Genomic DNA, 23,272 nt, shown 5'->3' with positions numbered 1-23,272 from the left:
AATTACCATAGTATAATTTTATACATCAAAATGATAATCGCTATGCCCACCATATCTGTAATAGTTCCAGTTTATAACGGAGAAAAAACTATATTAGAAACGATCCAATCGATTCAAGCACAAACGTTTTCAGATTTTGAATTAATTATTATTAATGACGGCTCCACTGATGCCACATTAGATGTAATCAGTACAGTCAACGATCCTCGATTACAAGTGTTTTCCTATGAAAATGGTGGATTACCAGTGGCTCGTAATCGTGGCATTAGTCGCTCTAGGGGCGAGTTTATTACGTTTATAGATGCTGATGATTTATGGAAACCTGATAAATTGGAGCTACAGTTAGCAGCACTGCAAAAAAATCCTGAAGCTGGAGTGGCTTACAGTTGGACTGCCTTTATAGATGATAATAGCAAATTTTTGTTTGCTTGGCAACCACTTTATTGGGAGGGGAATGTTTATCCCCAATTACTAATTCGTAACTTCATATCCAGTGGTTCCAATATCATGGTAAAGCGGAAGTATATTGAAGCCGCTGGAGAATTTGACCCATGCCTAAAATCAGTTGAAGATTGGGATTATTACCTCAGGCTAGCAGCTTTATGTCCTTTTGTACTGGTTCCTAAATACCAAATTCTCTACCGTCGCTCTTCCCAGTCAATGACCTCTAAAGTGGATGTGATGGAGAAGGCGAACCTAATTGTAATTGAAAGAGCCTTCAAGGCAGCTCCACCAGAACTTAAGTCTCTTAAAAATAAGAGTTTAGCAAATGCCTATCGTTATCTTGGTAAGCAGTGTATAGCTAATGCTTTTGATGATGAAGGAGTAAAGCTAGCTAGTCAAAAACTCAGCTATTCCATAAAGCTTTATCCCAAATTTTTGCTAAGCAAGGAAACTATCCGTATAATTTTAAAACTATTAATTCTTAAACTTATGCCTAAAAAAATAGCTGGACATTTAATCGAAATCATCGGCAAAAAAATGCCGCTGGTATCTGTTGATAATCAAATTATTTCAGAGCACTAACTACCACTAAAATTTTACAGATATCAGTTTCGACAGATATCAATCATCACAAGGATGGCAGCATGGGAGATCCACTGTGAACATTGTCAAAACAATTGGGAGTACCATCAAGAATAAACTAGGTAACAGTAGCACTTTTACTCGCAATCTTGGTTGGATGGGAGTGGCCCAGGCATTTATTCGGGTTTCCCGCTTAGGTGCAACGTTTATTTTGCCACGCTTCTTAACTCCCCATGACTTTGGATTAGCTGCACTGGTTCTGACGACCTATGAATATTCACAAACAGTAACGCGGATCGGTGTTCATTCTAGGATTATACAGGCGGAAGCCGATGAGCTAGAAGACATTTGTAATAGTGCTTATTGGTTAAATTGGGTACTTTTTGGAAGTCTATTCGTTTGCCAGTGTATTGCTGCTTTTCCAGTTGCGTGGTTTTATAAGGATAACCAACTTATTTTACCCATTTGTCTATTAGCATTTAACTTTTTGATTGCTCCTTTAGGGGCAGTACAGTCAGCACTAATTCAAAGGGATAATCGAATTCAGATAACGGCTACTGCTCGCGCTATAAGATATGCCACCGCCAATATTTTAACCGCTGTCTTTGCTGTTCTTCATATGGGAATGTGGGCGATAATACTTCCCATACTAATAGCTAGCCCTATAGAATTTATTACATATCTTTTCAAACATCCCTGGCGGAAAACTGGATCTTTCACAACCAAATACTGGGGTAAAATTTTTAGCTTTGGAATCAATTTCCTGGGGATTGAACTTTTAAAGACTCTCAGGGAAACTCTCGACTATCTTATCATTGGTCGCTTTATAGGAATTGACCTATTAGGTGTTTACTACTTTGCTTATAATGCTGGCTTGGGAATTAGCTTAACTATAGTCCAATCGATTACTACTGCTTTATACCCTGCCCTATGTGAAGTACGGACAAACTTATCGAAATTTAAGCAAACATACTTTAACAGTCTGAAGACGATTGGAAAAGTGATTGTTGGTTTTGTTGCTTTACAATCAATTCTAGTTCCGTTGTATATCCCCATTATGGTTGGGGAAAAAATTCATACGGACGGCTGGAGTATGGTTGTTCCCATCGTCATTTTAGTTTGCTTATCAGCAATTCCTAGACCCTTTGATATTGCTGGTTTTCAGCTTTTAGCAGCCATTGATAAACCGCAGATTGGCTTGCTCTGGAATGTCTTATTTACCATGATATTTTCCTGTAGTCTACTGATAGCAGTGAAATGGGGAATCATCACTGTCGCTGTATCGGTTTTACTCGTTCATGCCCTTTTAATTCCCTTATTTGTGGTTTGGTCTGCTAGGTATGTCTTTGGTAAACCTGAAACCTCTCCTGTCACCTTAGAGCATACTTTACTCCAATCTCATACTATACTCCAATCTCACGATGAGACTGATACTGATCAGTTTTATGTCAGCCAATGGACTTTATCCTTAGCCAGTAGTGGGACATTCCCTAACACTCAGGTTTATGAATTTCGTGATGCTGACAGTAATAACAGTAATAACAGTAATAGTAGTGCAGGCTTAAGCGATCGCATTGATGATCCCAGAAAACACCTGAAGTTGATAGCTGAAAGTGTGACGGTTTTAGAAGAAGCGGCAAAGCAGCTCAATATATCTGTAGATAGCTTAGATAAGCCTTCGATTCAACTAATCGATAACTCTACAATGATGGTTTTTGAAATCTCAGGAGTCACCCCTGAGGAAGCGCAACGGAGAGCCTTCGCTATTAATCAGGCGTTTAACACAAGACTGGAACAACTCAGAAAGCAAGAAATTGCTCAACAAGAAAAAACTATCCCAGTGTATATAAAATCAGCCGAAAACGATCTAGAAAAAGCACAGCAACGCCTAGCTGAAAAAACGGCTAACATAGGATTACCCTTAAACCAGCTCTTAGAGACAATAGAAGCACTACGGCGCAAAAAGATTGAATTACGGCGCAAAAAGATTGAATTGCTGGCTGAACTAGTTAGCACTCAGTCTGATCATAGTCATTCTACCAATCCTCAGATGATGAATCCTGTTCACCATCAGCCTCAAGCTAGCTTATTCCAAGATTATCCGCCCTTAGAAATAGATGATATTAAACCACAACTACAAGGTAGTGAAGACAAGGCCAGGGATCTAGAGTTTCAGATTTCTCAGCTTGAAGTAAAACTTAGCAAAATGTCCCAAGATGCCTTGACTCTGGAAATTCTAGAGCGAGATTTACGCATTGCGCAAACCGTCTATTCCTCTGTTTTAAGCCAATGGAAAATAGTTAAGTCAGACTCATCTATTATGTATTATCCCCAACTGCAATTGGTAGCGGGTCCCACCTTACCTACCAGATCACAAATGCCAGACAATCTAGTACAATTGGGCAAAAAATTGTGATCAGTTCCTGGGAATATGATAGTGCTCAGGAAGCAATTTTTAGTCGTCAGTTGTCAGTTTCAACTATTTATATCTTTTTTTTTATGATTTTTTGGTAAGTAAAAAAAATAAATCAAAACTATTTATCTTTAAAACCAGTGTTCAAACAATGAAACATGTTTCTGTCATTATTCCAGTCTACGGAGTTGAAAACTATATTGCAGCAGCGGTGCAGTCTGTTCTGGAGCAGACCTATACCAACTTTGAAGTGCTCATTATTGACGATGAATCCCCAGACAGTAGTATAAAAATTTGTCAAGAATTCTCGGATCAGCGACTTAAGATTATTCATCAAACTAATCGGGGACTTGCTGGAGCGCGAAATACAGGAATTCGCCATGCCAAAGGAGATTATTTAGCGTTTTTAGATGGAGACGACTTGTGGTTGCCTCAGAAACTGGAAAGACATATTGAACACTTAGAAAACTTCCCAGATATCGGGATTAGTTTTAGCCGTTCTGCTTTGATTGATGAAGCTGGAAATTTTATGGGTGCCTATCTAATGCCTAAGCTCAGTAATATTACTATATCTGATTTGTTTCGAGAGAGTCCGATCGGGAACGGTTCGGCTGCTGTAGTTCGTCGGGAACTCTTTGATACAATTAAGTATCAGGATAATGTTTACGGCCCTACAGAAGATTATTACTTTGATGAAAACTTTCGTCGTGCTGAAGATATTGAATGTTGGCTTCGCATCGCTATTCAAACTGACTGGAAAATTGAGGGAATACCTGAAGCACTAACCCTGTATCGCATTAATACACAAGGGTTGTCAGCCAATCTCTTCAAGCAGTTCGAGTCCTTGGAACAAATGATTGAAAAAACCCGTTCCTATGCTCCCACAGTGACCAGCCGATGGGAAAACATTTCTAGGGCTTACCACTTGCGGTACTTGGCTAGGAGTGCGGTTCGTCTTAAAGTAGGTTCAGATGCTGTGACATTTATACATCGCTCATTATCCAATCACTGGCGTATCCTACTAGAACAGCCACGGCGAACAATCTTAACCTTAATAGCCGCTTATATACTTTGGTTATTACCAAAGTATATATATGCTCAAATTGAATTGCTTGTCTCTAAGCTGCTCAAAAAGGTTAAAAAACAGCCTCTTCTCCAAAACTAGTACCGCTGCGCGGAATTCAAAATTAAAAATTAAAAATTAAAAACCCTTATAGAGTAAGATTATTCGATAAGGGTTTCCCTAGTTGGGAATCCTATATTTATTTACGTTGTAATTTCCTACCATGGTAAAATAATTTCAATGTTTGAGTATATGAAAAAAGTATCGGTAATTATTCCAGTATATAAGGTTGAAAACTACATAGCAGCTACAGTAGAATCTGTGCTCGCCCAAACCTATGAAAATTTTGAGTTGCTACTCATTGATGATGGTTCTCCTGACAACAGTATCGACATCTGTAAACAAATTAATGATCCGAGAATTAAAATTATTCGTCAGGATAATCAAGGAGTATCAGCGGCTAGAAACACTGGGATTCGCCATGCTCAAGGAAAGTATATCGCTTTATTAGATGGAGACGACCTCTGGGTTCCAGAAAAGCTAGAAAAGCATGTTTTTCATCTAGAAACATCACCCCATGTAGGCGTCAGTTTTAGCTATTCTGCCTTCATTGATGAAACAGGAACTCCGTTAGGAATCTATCAAATAGCCAAAACTAAAGATATAACTACAGATTATATCATGTGTCGTAATCCCATTGGGAATGGTTCAACACCAGTGATTCGGCAAGAAGTGTTTGAAGCAATTCGATACCGAGAGGATCAGGCTGCGGAGGATGCTTATTTTGATCCTAAATTACACAATGTCGAAGACGTGGAATGTTGGCTGCGCATGGCGATTAAAACTGATTGGCACATGGAAGGTTTGCCAGAGCCGCTGACTTTATATCGTATTCATTCACAAGGGCATTCAGCTAGTATACTCAAGCATATAAACTCTCTAGAAAAGGTGATTGAGAAAACACGTGCCTATGCTCCAGAGGTAATTGCTGAATGTGAAAACCCAGCCCGCGCCTATTATTTACGGTTTGGTGCTCGACGTGCACTCAGCATCAACGAAGGCTTGATGGCAACAGAATTGTTTAATAAGGCTTTAGCGACTTACTGGCGTATTTTGCTAGAGGAACCCCTTCGTACTCTGTTGACGGGGGCTGCTGCTTATTTGCTCCGACTTTTACCTAAAACTATTTACCAGCACATGGAAGCTGTGGCTTTAAAAACCACAGGAGCTTCACAAAAGCGCCGAATTTCTCAGGAGCAAGCTTAGTATTTGATAGGGTGCTTTACAAACACTTTGTCAAGCTTGTGTAAAACTTTGTTTATAAAACTCCTCAACCCCCATTATTTTCGGCTAGAAATTAAAAGTTAGGGTTTATACGCAGCTAAACAATGAATCTACCTTTAACGATAAAAAATAACCTGAAAGAGTTATTGATTGGCACAGCGTTTGAGACTGTGGCAAGAAGTATTGTTGATTTGATCAAGCCTCCTAGCCAAAAGATCCTGACCAGCCGGCAAGATGACACCTATGTCTATCAGATTATGAAGCGGATTTTAGACAAATCCTCAAACTGTATCGATGTGGGTGGCAACATGGGGAGTGTGTTGACAAAAATATGCCAACTGGCTCCCCTCGGTGAGCACTATGCTTTCGAGCCGCTGCCCCGGCTGGCTACTCGGCTGCAAAAACGATTCCCAAAGGTTGATGTTAGGCAAATTGCCTTGAGTGATTTAGAGGGAGAAAGCACCTTCTGGCATGTTGTTGATGCCCCAGCACTCAGTGGTCTAAAACAAAGAGACTACAGCTATTGGGGCTATAACAATACTCAAACAGAATCCATTGCCATCAAAACTCAAAAACTTGATGACATCCTTCAAGCTGACTTCAAGGTTAATTTCATTAAGGTAGATGTAGAAGGAGCAGAGTTTCAGGTTTTCAAAGGTGCTACCCGAACCTTAAAAACTCATAAGCCTTACCTAGTCTTTGAATTTGGTCATAGTGGCATGTTTGATTATAAAACAACCCCAGGTATGATGTATAATTTGCTAGTAAACCAGTGTGGTTTGAATATTTTTAAACTTAACAGTTGGCTAGAGGGGTTAGCTCCACTCAGTGAGACGGAATTTACAATAATCTGTGAAGAAGACTCTGCTTGGAATTTCTTGGCCACGCCTTAGCAATAGCTATAAAACACAGGAGCATTGTGTAGGATTTAGGAAAAACTGGGTAACAAATCCTATAAATCCCTATAAATCGCTATAAATAGTACGGTTGGTTATTAAAGTACTCTACTAGTAGAGTTACTGGGGAAGTCTTGTCCTAGTTGCTGATCTATTATTTCTATGATTGACTTGCTTGCGATCGCACTCAGGGTGCTTTTAGGCTTATTTATTTTTGCGATTGGGCTAACCCTTGCTAAGTGGATTGCCAATCACCCGATTCGAGCTATTACCCAACCAAACCCTTGGTTTAGACAAAGGGTTACTCTAGGAGTGATGATCCTGACTAGTTTGATGATGCTCGGGTCAATTGTATTGGTCACTGATATCGTTAAGGTAAATTCAGGACACGCTGAGGTAGTTAGCTCTCGGAAATACCAGAACAACATCCGCCTCGGAACAACTAATGTAGCGATTGGAGGTGGTGGTTATGTCACTGGTGTTTACCTCCATCCACTGGAGAAAGACTTAGTTTATATTCGGACTGATGTTGGTGGCTTCTATCGTTGGGATGAGGGGAAGCAACTTTGGATTCCCCTGACAGAACACTTTCCCCTCTCTCAGAGTAATTACTATGGAGGAGAAGCACTGGCTGTTGATCCCAATGATCCAACTATTGTCTATATTGCGGCTGGAAAATATCCCTGGGCTGAACCAGGAACACTATTTAAATCTACCGATAAAGGACAAACTTGGACAAAGTTGAACCTAGACCTCAAGATGGGGGCTAACCACAAGAAAAAATGGCTAGGAGAGAGACTAGCCGTTGATCCGTTCAATTCCAATATTATCCTCTTCGGCTCTAGAGAAGATGGACTCTGGAAATCATCGGATGCTGGTGCAACCTGGGAAAACGTCACCTCTTTTGCAGGTAAACCAGATAACAAAATTGGTATTACAGCTATTGTCTTTGATAAACAGGTACCGGGCTTAGTGTATGCTTCTCCCTATGGAGATGGCATCTACAAATCTACTGACTCTGGGGTCAGCTGGACTCAGGTAGCTGGTAGCCCAAAAACAGTCAATCGCATGGCTGTGGGAAACAAGAATATCCTCTACGTCACCAGTACCAGTAATCCTGGAGTCCACAAGTATGCCAATGGTGTCTGGAAAACCATGAAACCAGGGGGATCTAATCGCATTTTTGGTACGCTCAGTGTGAATCCTGCTAATCGTGAGGATATCTTAGTTGCCCTAAACCGCACACAAAAAACTAAATTCTACCGTTCCCTGGATGGCGGCGCTACCTGGAAACAGCAGCTGACTTCTACTAACAACACTATTCCCTGGTGGCCGAAGATATTTTTTGCCAATCATATGGCAGCTATGGAGTTTGACCCGAAAGTACCGGGAAGAGTTTGGTTTACGGATTGGTACGGTGTATGGCGGACAGATGATCTTAATGCTAATCCCGTTGTTTGGACTAACTATGCCGCTGGACACGAGGAAGTGGTTCCGTTCACTCTGGTTTCACCACCCCGTGGTCCGATACTGGTAAGTGGGGTGGCGGATGTGGATGGTTTCTACCATAACCAAGGATTAGATACTTACCCGTCTCAACGACTTGGTCTGGGGGAACCTGGTAAGTCATTCCAGGATACCTATAGTATTGCTTACTGTGAAACTAAACCCTTGCAGATGGTTCGGGTTGGTGGTAACCGCTGGAATTCAACCTATACTGGAGCCACTTCCACCGATGGTGGTCTGACATGGCAACAGTTTGCTTCATTTCCAGACAATACGATGCCAATGCGGGTCGCTATGTCTGCTACTAACCCTAATTTATTTGTTGTGACAGTTAGTCAAGGTCAGCCCCTGCGCACTACGGATGGAGGGCTGACCTGGCAAAAGGTTTCAGGATTACCCAATGGTCCCGGTGGTCCATGGAATTGGTCTCAATCTTTAGCGGCAGACCCTGTAGATGGCAATACGTTTTATTACTATGCCAAAGGCAAAGTCTATCGTTCCAATGATGGCGGCTCATCCTTTCAAATTGTGAATGATTCACTTCGCAATGAAGGTTGGCATTCCCTGAAAACGGTGCCAGGGGTTAAGGGCGAAATTTGGCTGAGTCTAGACCGCAAGGGTTTTTATCGCTCTACCGATGGCGGTAAGTCATTCGTGAAGCTGCCTTCAGTAACCAGAGCTCACCTATTTGCTTTTGGTAAAGCACCCCAGGGCAGCGACACTCCAGCACTATATATTTATGGCAATATTGATGGAAATTTTCCCAATCTCGAAAATGGGGTTAGGAATCGGGAAGCTAGAGGAAGCTTAGCAAGCTCAGCCAAAAGCAGTGCTGAAGAACCAGGAATATTCCAGTCCCTTGACATGGGACGCACGTGGAGACGGATGGGCGATCGCTCCCGACCAATTGGCAATATACCTAGTGTGATGGAGGCGAGTAAGCAGGAGTTTGGACTTGTTTTTATTGGTACCAATGGTAGGGGAATATACTACGGATCACAATAGGGTTAATTTTGATTGATTGCCTCAGATTTTTATAAAATTTTCCTTGTAATTCGGGTAATCCTTATTGAATAGGGCATACACTAAATTACTGACTTGTTTCGTGTTAATCAGGGAATAAAACTATGGCACTCCTGCAATTTTTAATCATTAGCGCCATTTGTATGGTGTTAATCAAGTTTGTTGCTTCTTGGTTTGGGTATGGCAACATACCGATACTGAATAAATTGGTGACAATTATTCTCAGCGTCTTCGTGACCTTTGAAATTATTCAGCTGGTGCAAGCCATGATTATCAAATTTGGTTGAGGGCTGTTCGCCCTTGGCGTTCCCCTAGGGTCGGTTGAGGGAGGGTTGTTCGCCCTTGGCGTTCCCGTAGGGTAGGTTGAAGGTTGAAGGTTGTTCGCCCTTGGCGTTCCCGTAGGGTAGGTTGAAGGTTGAAGGTTGTTCGCCTTTGGCGTTCCCGTAGGGTAGGTTGAAGGTTGTTCGCCTTTGGCGTTCCCGTAGGGTAGGTTGACCTTCAATAAGATGCGATCGCTTAAATTATTAATAAGTTACTAAAGTTAAAAGTTGACTAGAGCGTTTCTCCTACTTATGAGGTAAAGTCAATTTTCTTACCCCTACTCCCTACTCCCTACTCCCTATTTCCTACTCCCTACTCCCTACTCCCTATTCCCTACTCCCTACTCCCTACTCCCTACTCCCTACTCCCTACTCCCTACTCCCTATTCCCTACTCCCTACTCCCTACTCCCTACTCCCTATTCCCTACTCCCTGTATTACCCGTTTCTAGCAGTGTCTGGAAAATCAAATAGGCTGAAGTAGCACCAGGGTCTTGATGTCCAGCACTGCGCTCCCCTAAATAACTGGCTCGTCCCTTCTTAGCCACCAACGGAATAGTATTTTTCATCCCTTCTTCTGCTGCGTTGACGGCCTGTTGCAAGGCTTCTAGCATACTGTCTCCTTGATCTACAGCTTGTGCAAAGGCATTGGCTGCGGGTGATAGAGCATCTAACATGGTCTTATCTCCCAAGTTGGCTTTGCCTCGCTGGACGACTCCCTCCACTGCTGCTTGGAATAGTTTGACCATATCCTCTTTTGTCAGTTCTTGCTTTCCTGCTACTGCTGCACTTGAGCGCAAGAACAGGGTGCCATAAAGTGGTCCACTGGCACCTCCGACACTGGAAATTAGAGTCATGCTGACGGTTTTGAGAATACTGCCAATGTCTTTATCTGCCACTTTAGGAAGCTGAGTGATCACCTTTTGAAAGCCACGATTCATATTGATACCGTGGTCAGCATCACCAATAGCAGCATCAAGTTCGGTTAGATAGTCCTTGTTTTGTTCTAGTACAGTAGCGACTGCTTGTAACCACTGTAGAATTTGATGTTTAGTTATCGTTACCATAGTGGCATAGTGGGTCAGGGGGTGAGAGCCTCAGGGTAGCAATGAGCAATTAGCAATTAGCTAAGCTTTACGATACTGATGCTCCCAGATATCATATTAATCATAGTCCCCAACGCAGGGCTGGTGTCTTGACTGGTGCATCCCAGAATTTAATTAGCTCATCGTTCATTTTGAGTAGGGTAATCGAGCAGCCTTGCATTTCTAGAGAGGTAATATAAGGACCAATCAGACTACGCACGATTTCTAGTCCCTTTTGTTCACAGATTTGGGCTAATTTGCGATACACAATGTACAGTTCCGACAGGGGAGTACCACCCATGCTATTCACGAATGCCAGAATGCGATCGCTTTTCTGAAAAGGGGGGTCAGTTATTTCTAACTCTGTCCATTCTGCTTTATCTTCATCCCACTCTCGCACTTTGCGGCTATAGGCAGAATCTTCAAGAATCGATAGCGCTAGCATTTCAGTTATCTCATCTGCTGATTTGAGGCAGATTCGTTTTCTTCCCGGTTCCCCGTGAATGCCAATCCCAAATTCTATTTCTGCTTCCCCCAAGTCAAACATGGGACTCCCCTTAGCAGGAGGGGTGCAGGATGTCAATGCCATACCCATGCTGCGTCCATTACCATTAACCTGGCGACAGAGATTAGCCAGTTGTTTGAGGTCATAACCAGCAGCAGCAGCAGCGCCACAGATTTTCTCGGCTAATAATGTCGTCCCTACCCCGCGCCTGCCTTGAGTATAGAGGCTATCTTTAACCGCTACATCATCATCAATTAGGATATTGAGCACTCGGATGCCTTCTGAGATAGCTAATTCCGCAGCTAACTCAAAATTCATGACGTCACCGCTATAGTTTTTGACAATATTAAGAACCCCTGCACCACTGTTGACTATTTTGGCAGCTTCTAGCATTTGGTCGGGGGTGGGAGAGGTAAACACTTCACCGGGACAGGCGGCATCTAACATTCCGGCACCCACAAAGCCCCCGTGCAAGGGTTCATGACCACTACCACCACCGGAAATAATCGCTACTTTATTTAATATTGGAGCATCAGCACGGTAGATCAAGGGGGGGTCAAGATTAATTTTGAGCAGGTCAGGATGGGCTACAGCCATGCCTTCTAGGCTTTCTCTGACAACATTATCGGGATGGTTGATTAATTTTTTCATGATTGATATCAGTGGTAATGGGTCATGGGTAATTGGTGATGGGTAATTGCCCCAACTTCCCCTTCTACCAATACTGCCATCCCTTACACCCGTTACTCATCTGTTGCCCGATCTTCTATCTATCAAAAGTCTAAAGCAATGCCTATTCTCACTCCCACAACGAGATAAATAAGCATTGCTTAATGATTCAACGCCCTTTTGTTGAAACTACAATTTGTTTTGGCTTGGAAATATAGCCCTGCGCTATAGCACTATATTTCAGGAGTGCGATCGCAAAAAAACTATATCCCTAGTTCAGTCATGCCCTGTTCATACAACCTTTAAGCAATAATGATGCCATGGTTCAACCCAAATGGTAGTATAATCCCGATCCGAATTTTCCACAATAGGGTAACAGATGAGGAGATTCAACCATGACCATAACCAAACCAATGTCATCTCAACGATATGCAGAATTTGACCAGGTCTTCCAGTTGTTTGATGCCAATGGTGATGGATTCATCAGTCGTCAGGAGATCATCGATGCTCTAGAGATTCTGGGACAAGGCATTTCCCTTCAAGACCGAACCAATCTTTTCAATCTGCTCAACAAAGATGATGTTGTGACACGGGAGGCCTTTATGGAGTGGATGGTAAACCGCCAAGATCTCGATATTAGGGCTGATCTACGACAGGTGTTTGAACTGATTGATGTTGATGGTAGTGGCAAGTTATCGATTGACGAATTCACCCAGATTATCCGTTGCTTCAACACGACCGTAACTGATTCATAAATTGCTGCCTTGGTGAGAAAAGCTGATTTAAATGGAGATGGCGAAATTGATTTTGAAGAGTTTATTGCCACTCAGACTTATGAATCGGCTCTGAAGATTTCGATCGCAGGCTTACGCAGTTTCAAAAAGATTTTACTTCAGTACCAAAAAGTCGAAAAATTTTCCTCAATTGCGCTGATTGAAGTTGATTCGGAATTAGGAGCGGGAACGCGCGGTCAATCCATGGGAACTGCTGCTTTGAGAGAAGCTGCCATCCAAAAACAGGCGGCACGGATGCATGCTCACAATGGTGTGTTGAGTCTGGATAGTTTACGAGTACAAACAGAAAATTGGGCAGATGCTCTGGGACACAAACATCAGTACGCCAAGTATATTCACAAGCTATACCAAGTGCTGAGCCGAACCACCGATGTAGTCGCCCAAACCCTAAAGGAGGGGCTGTTTCCAGTGGTACTCGGTGGCGATCATTCAACGGCAGCAGGGATAATCGCCGGAATCAAAAAAGCCTTTCCGAATCATCGCCTGGGAGTGGTTTGGATTGATGCCCATGCTGATATTCACTCTCCCTATACGACTCCATCGGGAAATATGCATGGGATGCCTGTGGCGATGGCGACTGCCACTGATAATCTGGCCAAGCAAATCAATGAGCTTGACTCAGACACGGTAAAACTCTGGAACCTGTGTCAAAAATTAGGGCTGGCAGATAGCGCGAATTTTAGCATTGAGGATTTGGTGTATGTCGCGGTACGAGATACGGAAGAGGCGGAAGACCACTTGATTGAAACACACCAAATCCTAAACATGACCAGTGAGCACGTTCGTACCTTGGGTGCGGATGTCGTTGCCCAACGGTGTTTAGAGAAGCTAGAAGGGGTGGATCTGATTTACGTTACCTTTGACGTCGATAGTATGGACTCGACAATTTGTATGGGAACGGGAACCCCAGCTCCAAATGGGATTTTTGTCAAGGAAGCCTGTCTGCTCAACGAAACCTTGGTTAAAGATCCACGGGTGTGTTGTTGGGAAATCTGTGAAATTAATCCCCTGCTCGATACCCTCAACACCATGGTGGAAAACTCCCTGGGCATTTTTGAAACTGTAGTGGATGCCATTGCCAATCGCCTAGAAGTAACACCGAAAGCATAAGAATGAATATAGATGAATATAGAGGTTTTTAGCCTAATATTGAAAACCGCTATCTTGTTCAACTATGATTAAACCTTCTATTCCCCCAGCTACCCCTGACCCCTCACCGCTCCATGAACTAATTGCCAACCTAGTACTTTTCAAACCCCATCGGACTAAGCTATTTCCCTGGTTGCTACCTGGTGCAGGCACATTGCCATCTCTCAATCAACGCTTAGCCGATCAACCTCTGTGGGATTTTTTGAATTACAACTTGCGTGGCATTGGCCAGGTGATCTTTGTCAACAACCCCCTCAGTGGCTTATTGATTCTGATAGCACTGTTTATTGAGTCACCTTGGGTAGGGGTGATGAGTGTAGTGGGTGTGGTGGCTTCAACCGTAACTGCCATCTTCCTTGATCTTAATCGCGATAGTCTTCGCAACGGTATTTTTGGCTATAACGGGATTTTAGTCGGAGCAGCACTTGCTACGTTTGGGGCATCCGGGAATGGTAACTGGAATCCCCTCTGGATCATCGCTGCTATCATCTTTTCTGCTCTTACCACTCTGCTGATCAAGACCGTCGGAGTCTGGTTTGCCAGCAAGCTGAAATTTCCCCCCCTAACCTTGCCCTTTATTGCGGCAACGCTGTTATTTCTGGTGATTGCCCTCTCGATGCCTCAAGCAGTTTATAGCTTGGGGCCCACGCCCACTCCCCCACCTATGTTGGAAGCGATCAATTGGTCGCAATTTGCCACCTCGGTGCCGATTGGGTTTGGGCAGGTGTTTTTAATGGACAAGTTTGTGGCTGGGGTGCTGGTCTTGGCCGCAGTTGCCTGGTGTACACCGATTGGGGCAGCTGTGGGATTATTGGGGGGAGTATTCGGTACCCTGGCGGCGCTAATAGTAGGTATCCGTTCTGACACCATCTCGGCTGGACGTAATAGGAGGACTACTCCCAGGCAGTTTTCGGCAATCATCGGCAAAAGCCATAAGTATAACCGTCCTTTCTGTGAACTCTGAGTAAATTCTTGAGGTGCAAGTTTATCGCCTTTTTTCCGGGAACTGTGTAATTAAAGGAGTTACCTTTACTCCTGGGGTTAACTCTTCCAAACTCCCCCGTCAAAAGGTTTTTAGCTATATCGCCACTGGACCACCCCTTAATAGGCTTCAACGGGTTGTACCTAATGGGGTAGCCATATTTGTTCAGTGCAGCTTTCTGCCTTCCTCCTTGTCCTTTGCAGGTAACCAACAGTGGTTGAGATGTCTTTAACACCAAAGTTTTGATATCTCCAACACAAGCGGCATCAATCCAATGCTGCTTAGGTAGTCCCAACCTATTTCGGTTATATTTTGTCTGAGCACCCGTGCCAGTGACTACAGGTTTTATTTCTTTAAGTACCTTCACTATCTTGTTCCGAGTCGCATTTACCGCTGCTGCATCCCTTAATGGTTGTTTTGCCTTGTTTTTGATTTTTTGAAGTAGACTTGGCTTCTTTTTCAGAAACTCCTCTACGGGTTTATTTCCTTTGCGTTGATTGCATTTTTCACAGGCCAGACAAAGATTCCCAATTCGGTCGCTTCCACCTTTAGACTTTGGGGAAATATGCTCTATCTGTAAAGGGACATTTTCTTGGCCACAGTAACTACATTCCCTTCCCCATTTTTATAACAAATATTCTCTAACTTCGTAGCCAGCTAATTCCCCTTGTTGGTACTCAATACCACTAATCTCAGGGTTCTGCATTTTTTGGGTATCAAACTTAACTCTTTCAATCCAGATCTGATTGACTGGACAGAACTTGATCAGTCGTTTCACCCAGGTTTCAGTGGTCAAGACCCTGTGCTCCAAGCTAGGAGCAATCCAACCCTTCGGACGTCTGCGATTAAGAAACCTTGGTTTTCTATAGCGGGTATTGCGATTACGTCTTCCACGCCTAACGGCACTTCTGGATTCTAGTTTTTTCTTTATTAATCCTCCCCTGTGCTCTAGTTCCATAGCCCAAACAACTTGATCGTCTTGAACTAAGGCAAACCCAGTGGTTTTACTTCCCGGATCTATTTTGATTTGACAGAATGAGATAGTCGGATTCGCGTTCGCGCAGCGTCGGCTTTGCCGAATCGCAGTCTTAAGGATGATCGTAAATGGATACATTCTAAAAACAGCAGCTTTTCCTCTGTCTAGCAAGCGGCGAGCTTTCTTTGGGTGGACAGGATTTAATGGTTGTTTGTTCGTGTCAATAACAAATACGTAATTTTGCATTTTTAGTGCATCTCAAATCGGTTATGTTTTCCGAGTGCTTCGCACACGCTTGCGCGAACGGCAATGTTGTAATAGCTTGTCGTGTCAACCACACATTTTGCCTTCAACTTAATAGTTGACGATAGAGCTGGAAGCTGGAGGTCACTCCCAGGTATCATGACTAAAACAACGTAGGAAACTAATCCTTAGCCTGCAACCTAGCTAAATAACTTCCGAGTTTTGCCGGAAATTACCAAGGCTTTTACTAGGTGAGTTTGGTGAATTGTTATTGCGTCAGCAACGATTGATGTCTCACTATCAGGACTTCATCACTTATTTTATACCAATTGATGCTAATCAGGATGATGCTATCAGTATCGATGAAATGAATTTAGCTTTTGTTAGTGTAGGTGAATCACCCCTTAGTGTACAGGAAGTGAACTTTTTATATGGTCGCATGAATGGAGAAGCGATGACCTGGAATCGCTTTATTGAAGTTTTATTGGTGACTTGATCGACAGGGGTTGGTGAATGTAAGCATACAGCGGTTTGCAATTCAGTTAGGTACAAATTTCTGGATTTTAGGGAACAGGGAACAGGGAACAGGGAAGAGAGAAGAGGGAACTTCGGATCAGGTAAAACAATCCTGACCTGATCGTTATGCAAACCGCCGTATGCTGATAGCTGATAGCTGATAGCTGATAGCTGATAGCTGATAACTGATAGCTGATAACTGATAGCTGATAGCTGATAGCTGATAGCTGATAGCTGATAGCTGATAGCTGTTCGCGTAGCGTGCGCGTAGCGCTTAAGCTGATAGCTTAGCTAATCACTATCGACTAAAACAGTAACCGCTGCAACAGCAATCAGCATCTCATCATTTTTATCATTAAGTTCTGGAATCGCCCTGCCTTGAACTACCATTCCACCGGACTCAAGGGATAGAGTTTTCTGACCGAAAGGGAGTACAGCCAGTACTTCATCTTCCCGGACTTGCTCTGGGTAAGGCACGGCGACTTGAACTTCAACTATCATTTGATTGGGATGCTCTAAACCAGCTACTTCCCAAACACCAGGCAAGGCATTGTGAGCAATAGCGTTGCGTACAGCTCTTGCTGCTGCTACGGTTGGGTCTTGACCGTGTTGGTCTACTCCCATTCCCATTTCAATAATTAAGCGTTTACGAACCATGACGAGTATATTGAATGCGTAACCGTTGAATCGGATCATCCTCTGATTCTGGGACAGTATCACGATGAATTTCGACTAAGCCCAATTCCTGAAAGTAAGCTAGTTCTGTATCCGACAACGGCCAAGGGGGACCATCTGGTTCAGTGTCGCTATCCCGAAACCGAGTAATTACTAAGAGGGTTCCTCCTGGGGCAACTAAGGATGCGATCGCATTCATAACAGTTGACCGGACCTTCAGGGGTAAGGCTTGGATATTACGGCATTCAAAGACAAAATCAAATTTGTGATGCCATGCTGGATCTAAGGCGAATAAATCCGCCACTTGGTACTTGACCTGGGAATCGGGAAATCGGTTTTGGCACCATGCGATCGCAGTCGGGGAAATATCAAAGGCAGTTACTTGGAAACCCTGCTGCGCCAACGCTTCCGCATCATCCCCTAACCCACAACCAACTACTAGGGCAGAGCGACCCGACCCTTGGGGTGTATTATGCTCTAACCAATCCTGTAGATAGGGATGGGGTGTATTACGCGCCCAAGGTATTTGCCCCGAATCCCCATTCGCTTCGGAATATAAAACGTCAAACCATTGAGATGGATTATCTTGGCGAATTGATTCCAATGCCAAAAGTTTGACCTTCTGCTGTAGTCCTTGTGGTTGTTGCTCGAACATAGGTCTGGGTTTGGTAGTGCTTCCTAAGTTTAACTGTTCCAATCTCAATCCCCATCTTGTCAGGCAGATCAGCATACCAGTAACAACTTACCAATTAAGCCATTTGGCTGATTTTTGCAATGAGGGGTGACACCCCTCATTTACTCAGGTATATTTGAAATATAAGATGCACCCTGATGATCGAGAGAGTCAGTAACACGGCTCTCTTTTTTTTTGCCTGTTGCCTGTTGCCTGTTGCCTGTTGCCTGTTGCCTTTTGCCTTTTGCCTTGCCCGTAGCGCTGTATCACTCCTGCCAAGACTCAAACCGACCTGGCAAAAGTACTTTTCTGATAGTGTTCACGTCAATTCTTGTCCACTGTTCCCTGTTCCCTGTTCCCTGTTCCCGACTTCTGCAAGAAGTCTAATATATTATTGTCTAACCGCAAGAGCCGAATCTAGCTGCAACGCTTCACCAGCAAGCATCTCGGCCTGGTTGATACTCAACTGTGTAATAACTGAAATCACAGTAGCGATCGCAGGTGGATTCACACTCAACTCATCCACCCCTAACCCTAATAAAATCGGTATCCCTACTGGATTCGATGCCAACTGACCACAGACACTAACTGTAATCCCTGCTTGATGAGCAACGCTTACCGTTTGGTGAATCATCCGTAGCACAGCCGGTTCAAGGGCATCAGCTAGCTTCGCCACCTTGGGATTAGTACGGTCAGCGGCCATTACATATTGACTCAAATCATTAGTACCAATGCTGAAAAAGTCCACTTCAGCCGCTAACTGATCAGCCATGGTTACTGCTGCCGGGACTTCTACCATAATCCCCACTGGCATCTGTTCATTAAAACTATACCCTTCTTGGCGCAACTCGGCTTTAGCCTCTGCTAGGATTTCCTTAGCAGCCCGTACCTCTTGTACTGAGGAAACCATGGGAAACATCACCTTAATGTTGTGTCCATAACTCCCTCGTAGAATCGCCCGCAGTTGGATTTTGAGCATCTCTGGACAATCCAAACTCTGACGAATTCCCCGCCATCCTAGGAAAGGGTTAGGCTCTGGGGTGTGCGGAGCAGAGGGAGCATCAGAGGAAGCTAGATTCAGGAAGGGAATGGGCTTGTCACCGCCAATATCTAAAGTACGAATCGTTAGGGGATGGGTACCCATAATTTCCGCAATGGCTTGATAGGTTGCCAACTGCTCTTCTTCCATCGGAATAGTTAAGCGTTCCAGATAAAGAAACTCGGTCCTAAGTAAACCTATCCCTTGAGCACCACAATCGAGAGCCAATTTAGCATCAGCCTCTCCCAAAACATTTGCCATCAAGGGAATTGTGTGTCCATCTTGAGTAATGACCTCCCTAGGTAATTCATCCTTACTGTTGCTCTGTAGCTGTAATTCTTGCTTTTGTTCCTCAGAAGGCTCTACCCAAATTTGACCGGTTGTCCCATCCATGGCCAACTCCGTACCAGCTGGCAACGACAACAGATCCTGACCAACACCAACCACCATCGGTATACCGAGCATATTGGCGATCAGGGCACTATGGGCTGTAGCACTTCCACTAGCGCAACAGATACCTAGGACTTGGATCGGATTTAGTTGCGCGACCTCAGAGGGGGTTAAATCAGCAGCAACCAGAATACCAGGCTCAGTAAACTCTATAGGACTTACGAAGTTTAGTTGGTTTTGCCCCCCTGCCCCCCAATTTTTCGGTGCGACCCGTGGCGAATTTAATTCGCCAACGGAAAGCGCACCGGGAGGGGTAATGATGTCAAAGTCCCCCAGAATTGGGGGATTTAGGGGGCATTTGCGTAAGTCCTGATCTAGACAGGTTTCTTTCCTATTCGTCAGTAATCGCAACACTCGCCAGCCGACATCGATCACATCATTTCCCCGAGCTTGCATGTAGGAGTCTTCCAGAGTTTGGTAATTTGCTACGGTTTCATCGATCACAGTTTTCCAAGCCGCCCCTGCTGATAGATGCTGGTCAACTATAATCTGATAAGCTCTATTAACTAGGGCTGGATCTTCTAAGTAGAGCAAGTGAGCCTGAAAAATATCTGCCTGATCGTTAGTAACAGTATTGATCAGGTGTTGAAGTTGCTGTTGTGCTGTTTTAATAGCAAGTTGTAGGGTTTCCCACTCCGCTTGAGGATTATCTGTTTGCTCTTCAATAATGTCTGGAAGTTTGGGTTGGTAGACAATAACCGCTCCGATAGCAATCCCAGCAGCAGCGGGAATTCCAACTAACCTATCAAGTGTGACGGATGAAGGGTCAAGGGATCGGTTACTGGAAGGGTTAGAGTCTTGGTTGATGTCTTCTTTTGGTTTATCTAGTTTTTCGCCAAAATTGTTATCTACTAGCTGCTGCAACGCTATCAAGGCTAATTCGGAATCTTCTCCTACTGCTTTGATGACTATTTCATCTCCCTGTTGGATACCTAAAAGCATCACATTATTAATGCTTTTTCCATTAACTATATTGCTAGTTTTGGTGATATTTTGTAGGGTTATTTCACAGTTAAACCGATTAGCTGTAGTAACAAATTGAGCAGCAGGACGAGCATGAATTCCCTGTTGATTCTGGACAGTAAGATGGATTTCTTTGGTTGTAGAAGCTGGGATTGTAGACTCTTTAAAATTGGAGGTTGATTTATTCTCAGTACTATCAGTACTATAGGACTTAGGAAGTTTAGTTGGTTTTGCCCCCCTAACCCCCCAAATCTGGGGGGCACTATTCTCAAAGTCCCCCAAGTTTGGGGGATTTAGGGGGCAATGGGTAAGTTGTGTACTATCAACAACTGATAACTGAGAGGCTTTAGCAGTTAAGGCTGATCTAGCTTCAGCAATAACTTGGTCGATATCAGCACCAGCCGCAGCTTGGACAACCGCTGCGATCGCACCTTCCACTAATGGCGCTTCGCACAATCTTACCTTGGGTTTCTGCTCTTCATCCAGAAACTCCAGTGCCATTTCCGCACTCAGCACGGCACTGCCTAGATCCATCAATACCACTACCCCAGCATCGGAGTAAACAGACTCAATGGCAGCTTGGACTTGCAGCACATCGGTACCAAAGGGATTTTCTGGGTCATCCATACCAGCTGCGATCGCAATCGGTACCGATGTCTGAACCATCTGTTGAGCTAATTCCTTGACCCCAGCGGCTAGCTTAGCACTGTGGGAGATAATCACAATTCCAATCATAAGGTATATAAGCGCGTTTGTATCTGGGTTGTGAACATACTCCCAAAGGCAAGAGGCAAGAGGCAAGAGGCAAAAGGGAAGGCATTGCTGATTAATAGAATGATGGAAAGTAACTGAGGAGTACGCAAATAATCCTAATGGCTGGTGTTATTATGCCCGGTGTTTGTTTGACAGGGGTGAAAATCAGGGAGCGGCTGAAGCTATTCAGAAAGCTGATCATCTATGCTCGAATAATTGGCTAGTTTATGGGGCCTTATATAAGATTTTGAACAAGTCACCCCTTATCCCTTTCTTAGCAAGAAAGGGATAAATAACCTGAGGGGGGATATTCTTGTTATTATAAACCTATCTACAGCGTTTTGTATAACTAAAATGACACCATCATCTTCCCATCACACTGTAAGGCGAGGACGGGTTTTTCCGGAGAAACGACTGTCTCCTGAAGAAAAAGCCAGAATTAAAGCAGAAGATGCAGTGTTTTATAAGCGTTGTCGAGAGGTCTTTGAGCGAGTACAACCAGAATTGATTCAAGAGCATTATGATTGGTTTATTATTATTGAACCTGATAGTGGGGAGTATTTTATCGATGAAGATAAAAAGGTAGCACTTTCCAAATCCCGTTCTAAACATCCAGGTAAAAAGTGTATTATTATGCAAATTAATGAAACGGGAACTTGTGGCAGAATATGATCCAAGGTGAATTTAATAGTCGAGGGGAGTTATTTTTTGAAATTGGCTTGATGTCTGCTGATGGGGAGGTTTTTCCCGTTATGGCACTGTTAGATACAGGGTTTACAGGTTGGTTAGCTATTGATAATCAAGATGCTGAGAGTTTAGGGTGGGTGCGTAATAATGAACCACAGGATATGCAAACAGCCCAGGGAGAAGCACGGTTTAATTTATATGAGGGAAAGGTGGTTATTGAGGAAGAGGAGTTTACGGTTGAAGTGTTAGGAGGAGATGAACTGGTAAATAGTCTTTTAGGTGTTTTGTGGTTACGAACAAAGCGTTTAGTTGTAGATTTTCCTATGGGAGTGTTAACCCTAGGATAAGCGATTGGCCTATGGCCACGCTACGCGAACACACCTGACAAGATAAGCGATCGCACTTGGTTAACGCACCCGACAAGATAGGCGATCGCACTGGTTTAACACCAGTCGTCGCTGTTACCCTCCGACTCCTGGTCACTTGCGCCATCTGGCGATTATGGATTTCTTGTTGGAGGATTTTGAGACAATTCCTAAACCGTTATTGGAGCGATTGTTATCGAAGGAGGTCAGAATGAAGAATTTATAATGAAGAATTTATAATGAAGAATTTATAATGAAGAATTTATAATGAAGAATGAAGAATTTATAATGAAGAATTTATAATGAAGAATTTATAATGAAGAATAAAGAATTTATAATGTAGAATGAAGAATTTATAATGTAGAATGAAGAATTTATAATGTAGAATGAAGAATGTAGAATTAAAAATGGTGAAGGCAGAATGGTGAAGGCAGAAGGCAGAAGCCAGAAGCCAGAAGCCAGAAGCCAGAATTCTAAATTCCCAATTCTTAATTCTTAATTCTTAATTCTTAATTCTCAATTCTTAATTCTCAATTCTTAATTCTTAATTCTTAATTCTCTACGCCACTCTGCTGCTTTTCGATCCATCTCTTTGATGAACCAATCTTTTCCATCCATATACGATTCAATATTGTCTGGATATTTATTAGCAAGTTTTCGCTTAATTTCACCGTATTTATGGGCATCCTTAGGATGGGCAATCATATAATCTCGAAAGGCTAAGTGACGCTCTACCTGTAGCGAATTAAGCTCAAACATATGAACATGATGTGTTCTGATTCCTATTTGATTATGTTTGCGGAAATAACGACGACCTGGTATGCCGTATTCACCCATTCCTTCATAGCCTATTGTGTCCATCCCTGAACTATTTTCATCTACTTTGGTAATGTCTTTGACCTCAACCAAAATATCAATAATCGGTTTAGCGTCTAGTTCTGGAATAGATGTACTCCCAATATGGTGTACAGCAACTAAGTTGTCGCCGACGGCAAGAGCAATCTGCTTGGATTCACGCTCAAATTCATCTGGCCACTTCGGGTCATGGGGAACAACTTCAACTTTTCTTGACATAACTACAGCAGTTTGAAATTGGGTGAGGTACTTACTAGCAGTTGGTTTGAGGGAGCAGGAAGCAGGGAGTAAGGAGGAGTAGTAACAAACCAGAAATTAAAGAAATCCAACAATCTGCCCAACTGGGTAACCTGTTAAGTATGG

20 protein-coding genes and 1 pseudogene are annotated in these 23,272 nt (G+C 43.4%); 13 read left to right on the top strand and 8 right to left on the bottom strand.

Annotated features, from left to right (window positions below; translation table 11 throughout):
• Nucleotides 1–42 precede the first annotated feature (42 nt).
• The 6 genes from F6K51_RS12935 to F6K51_RS12910 all read left to right on the top strand — a co-directional run bounded on the left by F6K51_RS12935 (nucleotide 43) and on the right by F6K51_RS12910 (nucleotide 9,193).
• Nucleotides 43–1,026: a glycosyltransferase gene (locus tag F6K51_RS12935; RefSeq protein ID WP_293020848.1), complete on the top strand. Its 984-nt coding sequence runs from the start codon at nucleotides 43–45 to the stop codon at nucleotides 1,024–1,026.
• A gap of 76 nt (nucleotides 1,027–1,102) precedes the next feature.
• Nucleotides 1,103–3,442 carry an oligosaccharide flippase family protein gene (locus F6K51_RS12930; protein ID WP_293020847.1) on the top strand — a complete coding sequence of 780 codons (2,340 nt, stop codon included), beginning with the start codon at nucleotides 1,103–1,105 and terminating at the stop codon, nucleotides 3,440–3,442.
• Nucleotides 3,443–3,590: 148 nt separating this feature from the next.
• On the top strand, nucleotides 3,591–4,604 hold the full coding sequence (locus F6K51_RS12925) for a glycosyltransferase family 2 protein (protein WP_293020846.1): 1,014 nt from the start codon (nucleotides 3,591–3,593) through the stop codon (nucleotides 4,602–4,604).
• A gap of 138 nt (nucleotides 4,605–4,742) precedes the next feature.
• Nucleotides 4,743–5,768, top strand: a complete 1,026-nt coding sequence (locus F6K51_RS12920; protein WP_365939956.1) for a glycosyltransferase family 2 protein — start codon at nucleotides 4,743–4,745, stop codon at nucleotides 5,766–5,768.
• 122 nt (nucleotides 5,769–5,890) lie between these two features.
• The gene (locus F6K51_RS12915; protein ID WP_293020845.1) at nucleotides 5,891–6,679 is read left to right on the top strand and encodes an FkbM family methyltransferase; all 789 of its coding nucleotides are present in this window, start codon (nucleotides 5,891–5,893) and stop codon (nucleotides 6,677–6,679) included.
• 165 nt (nucleotides 6,680–6,844) lie between these two features.
• Nucleotides 6,845–9,193, top strand: a complete 2,349-nt coding sequence (locus tag F6K51_RS12910) for a hypothetical protein (protein ID WP_293020843.1) — start codon at nucleotides 6,845–6,847, stop codon at nucleotides 9,191–9,193.
• A gap of 268 nt (nucleotides 9,194–9,461) precedes the next feature.
• Here the strand turns inward: F6K51_RS12910 and F6K51_RS12905 are convergent, their stop codons facing one another.
• The 3 genes from F6K51_RS12905 to dhaK form a co-directional block, all read right to left on the bottom strand.
• Nucleotides 9,462–9,713, bottom strand: a complete 252-nt coding sequence (locus tag F6K51_RS12905) for a hypothetical protein (protein ID WP_293020842.1) — start codon at nucleotides 9,711–9,713, stop codon at nucleotides 9,462–9,464.
• 236 nt (nucleotides 9,714–9,949) lie between these two features.
• Nucleotides 9,950–10,597 (bottom strand): dihydroxyacetone kinase subunit DhaL, encoded by a 648-nt coding sequence (gene dhaL / locus F6K51_RS12900; RefSeq protein ID WP_293020841.1) that lies wholly within the window; start codon nucleotides 10,595–10,597, stop codon nucleotides 9,950–9,952.
• A 100-nt stretch (nucleotides 10,598–10,697) separates the two neighbouring features.
• Nucleotides 10,698–11,771, bottom strand: coding sequence for a dihydroxyacetone kinase subunit DhaK (gene dhaK / locus F6K51_RS12895; protein WP_293020840.1), 1,074 nt, complete (start codon nucleotides 11,769–11,771; stop codon nucleotides 10,698–10,700).
• Nucleotides 11,772–12,184: 413 nt separating this feature from the next.
• On the opposite strand from dhaK, the gene F6K51_RS12890 reads away from it, so the two are divergent.
• The 3 genes from F6K51_RS12890 (at nucleotide 12,185) to F6K51_RS12880 (ending at nucleotide 14,696) form a co-directional block, all read left to right on the top strand.
• Entirely contained in the window at nucleotides 12,185–12,544 is a 360-nt protein-coding gene (locus F6K51_RS12890) for an EF-hand domain-containing protein (RefSeq protein ID WP_293020839.1), read from the top strand.
• Between the two features lie 12 nt (nucleotides 12,545–12,556).
• Nucleotides 12,557–13,693: an arginase family protein gene (locus F6K51_RS12885; protein ID WP_293020875.1), complete on the top strand. Its 1,137-nt coding sequence runs from the start codon at nucleotides 12,557–12,559 to the stop codon at nucleotides 13,691–13,693.
• A gap of 64 nt (nucleotides 13,694–13,757) precedes the next feature.
• Entirely contained in the window at nucleotides 13,758–14,696 is a 939-nt protein-coding gene (locus F6K51_RS12880) for an urea transporter (RefSeq protein ID WP_293020838.1), read from the top strand.
• Here F6K51_RS12880 and iscB read toward each other — a convergent pair.
• Nucleotides 14,650–15,936 (bottom strand): annotated as a pseudogene (gene iscB / locus F6K51_RS12875) (RNA-guided endonuclease IscB). The gene F6K51_RS12880 and the pseudogene iscB sit on opposite strands and share 47 nt — an antisense overlap.
• Before the next feature lie 286 nt (nucleotides 15,937–16,222).
• Between iscB and F6K51_RS12870 the strand changes: the two are divergent.
• The gene (locus F6K51_RS12870) at nucleotides 16,223–16,429 is read left to right on the top strand and encodes a hypothetical protein (RefSeq protein ID WP_293020837.1); all 207 of its coding nucleotides are present in this window, start codon (nucleotides 16,223–16,225) and stop codon (nucleotides 16,427–16,429) included.
• Between the two features lie 311 nt (nucleotides 16,430–16,740).
• Here the strand turns inward: F6K51_RS12870 and F6K51_RS12865 are convergent, their stop codons facing one another.
• Together F6K51_RS12865 and F6K51_RS12860 are read right to left on the bottom strand one after the other, a co-directional pair.
• Nucleotides 16,741–17,106: a Lin0512 family protein gene (locus F6K51_RS12865; protein ID WP_293020836.1), complete on the bottom strand. Its 366-nt coding sequence runs from the start codon at nucleotides 17,104–17,106 to the stop codon at nucleotides 16,741–16,743.
• A complete protein-coding gene (locus F6K51_RS12860; protein WP_293020835.1) occupies nucleotides 17,096–17,779 on the bottom strand; it encodes a class I SAM-dependent methyltransferase in 684 nt (227 codons plus the stop codon). The genes F6K51_RS12865 and F6K51_RS12860 overlap by 11 nt, the downstream gene beginning before the upstream one ends.
• Nucleotides 17,780–17,992: 213 nt before the next feature.
• Between F6K51_RS12860 and F6K51_RS12855 the strand changes: the two genes are divergently transcribed.
• On the top strand, nucleotides 17,993–18,184 hold the full coding sequence (locus F6K51_RS12855) for a hypothetical protein (protein ID WP_293020834.1): 192 nt from the start codon (nucleotides 17,993–17,995) through the stop codon (nucleotides 18,182–18,184).
• A 4-nt stretch (nucleotides 18,185–18,188) separates the two neighbouring features.
• On the opposite strand, the gene ptsP is transcribed toward F6K51_RS12855, so the two are convergent.
• Complete coding sequence (ptsP, locus tag F6K51_RS12850) at nucleotides 18,189–20,984, bottom strand: phosphoenolpyruvate--protein phosphotransferase (RefSeq protein WP_293020833.1); 2,796 nt, start codon at nucleotides 20,982–20,984, stop codon at nucleotides 18,189–18,191.
• A 372-nt stretch (nucleotides 20,985–21,356) separates the two neighbouring features.
• On the opposite strand from ptsP, the gene F6K51_RS12845 reads away from it, so the two are divergent.
• Together F6K51_RS12845 and F6K51_RS12840 are read left to right on the top strand one after the other, a co-directional pair.
• Nucleotides 21,357–21,674: a hypothetical protein gene (locus tag F6K51_RS12845; RefSeq protein WP_293020832.1), complete on the top strand. Its 318-nt coding sequence runs from the start codon at nucleotides 21,357–21,359 to the stop codon at nucleotides 21,672–21,674.
• Nucleotides 21,671–22,036, top strand: a complete 366-nt coding sequence (locus tag F6K51_RS12840; RefSeq protein ID WP_293020831.1) for an aspartyl protease — start codon at nucleotides 21,671–21,673, stop codon at nucleotides 22,034–22,036. Before F6K51_RS12845 ends, F6K51_RS12840 begins: the two co-directional genes overlap by 4 nt.
• 555 nt (nucleotides 22,037–22,591) lie before the next feature.
• On the opposite strand, the gene F6K51_RS12835 is transcribed toward F6K51_RS12840, so the two are convergent.
• Nucleotides 22,592–23,128: a GrpB family protein gene (locus F6K51_RS12835; protein WP_293020830.1), complete on the bottom strand. Its 537-nt coding sequence runs from the start codon at nucleotides 23,126–23,128 to the stop codon at nucleotides 22,592–22,594.
• Between the last annotated feature and the right edge of the window lie 144 nt (nucleotides 23,129–23,272).

The sequence above is a fragment of the Moorena sp. SIO3I8 genome, assembly GCF_010692325.1.
In the GTDB taxonomy this organism is placed as follows: domain Bacteria; phylum Cyanobacteriota; class Cyanobacteriia; order Cyanobacteriales; family Coleofasciculaceae; genus Moorena.
The sequence above is the reverse complement of the archived record's forward strand: the minus strand, read 5'-3'. Positions and strand labels throughout refer to the sequence as shown.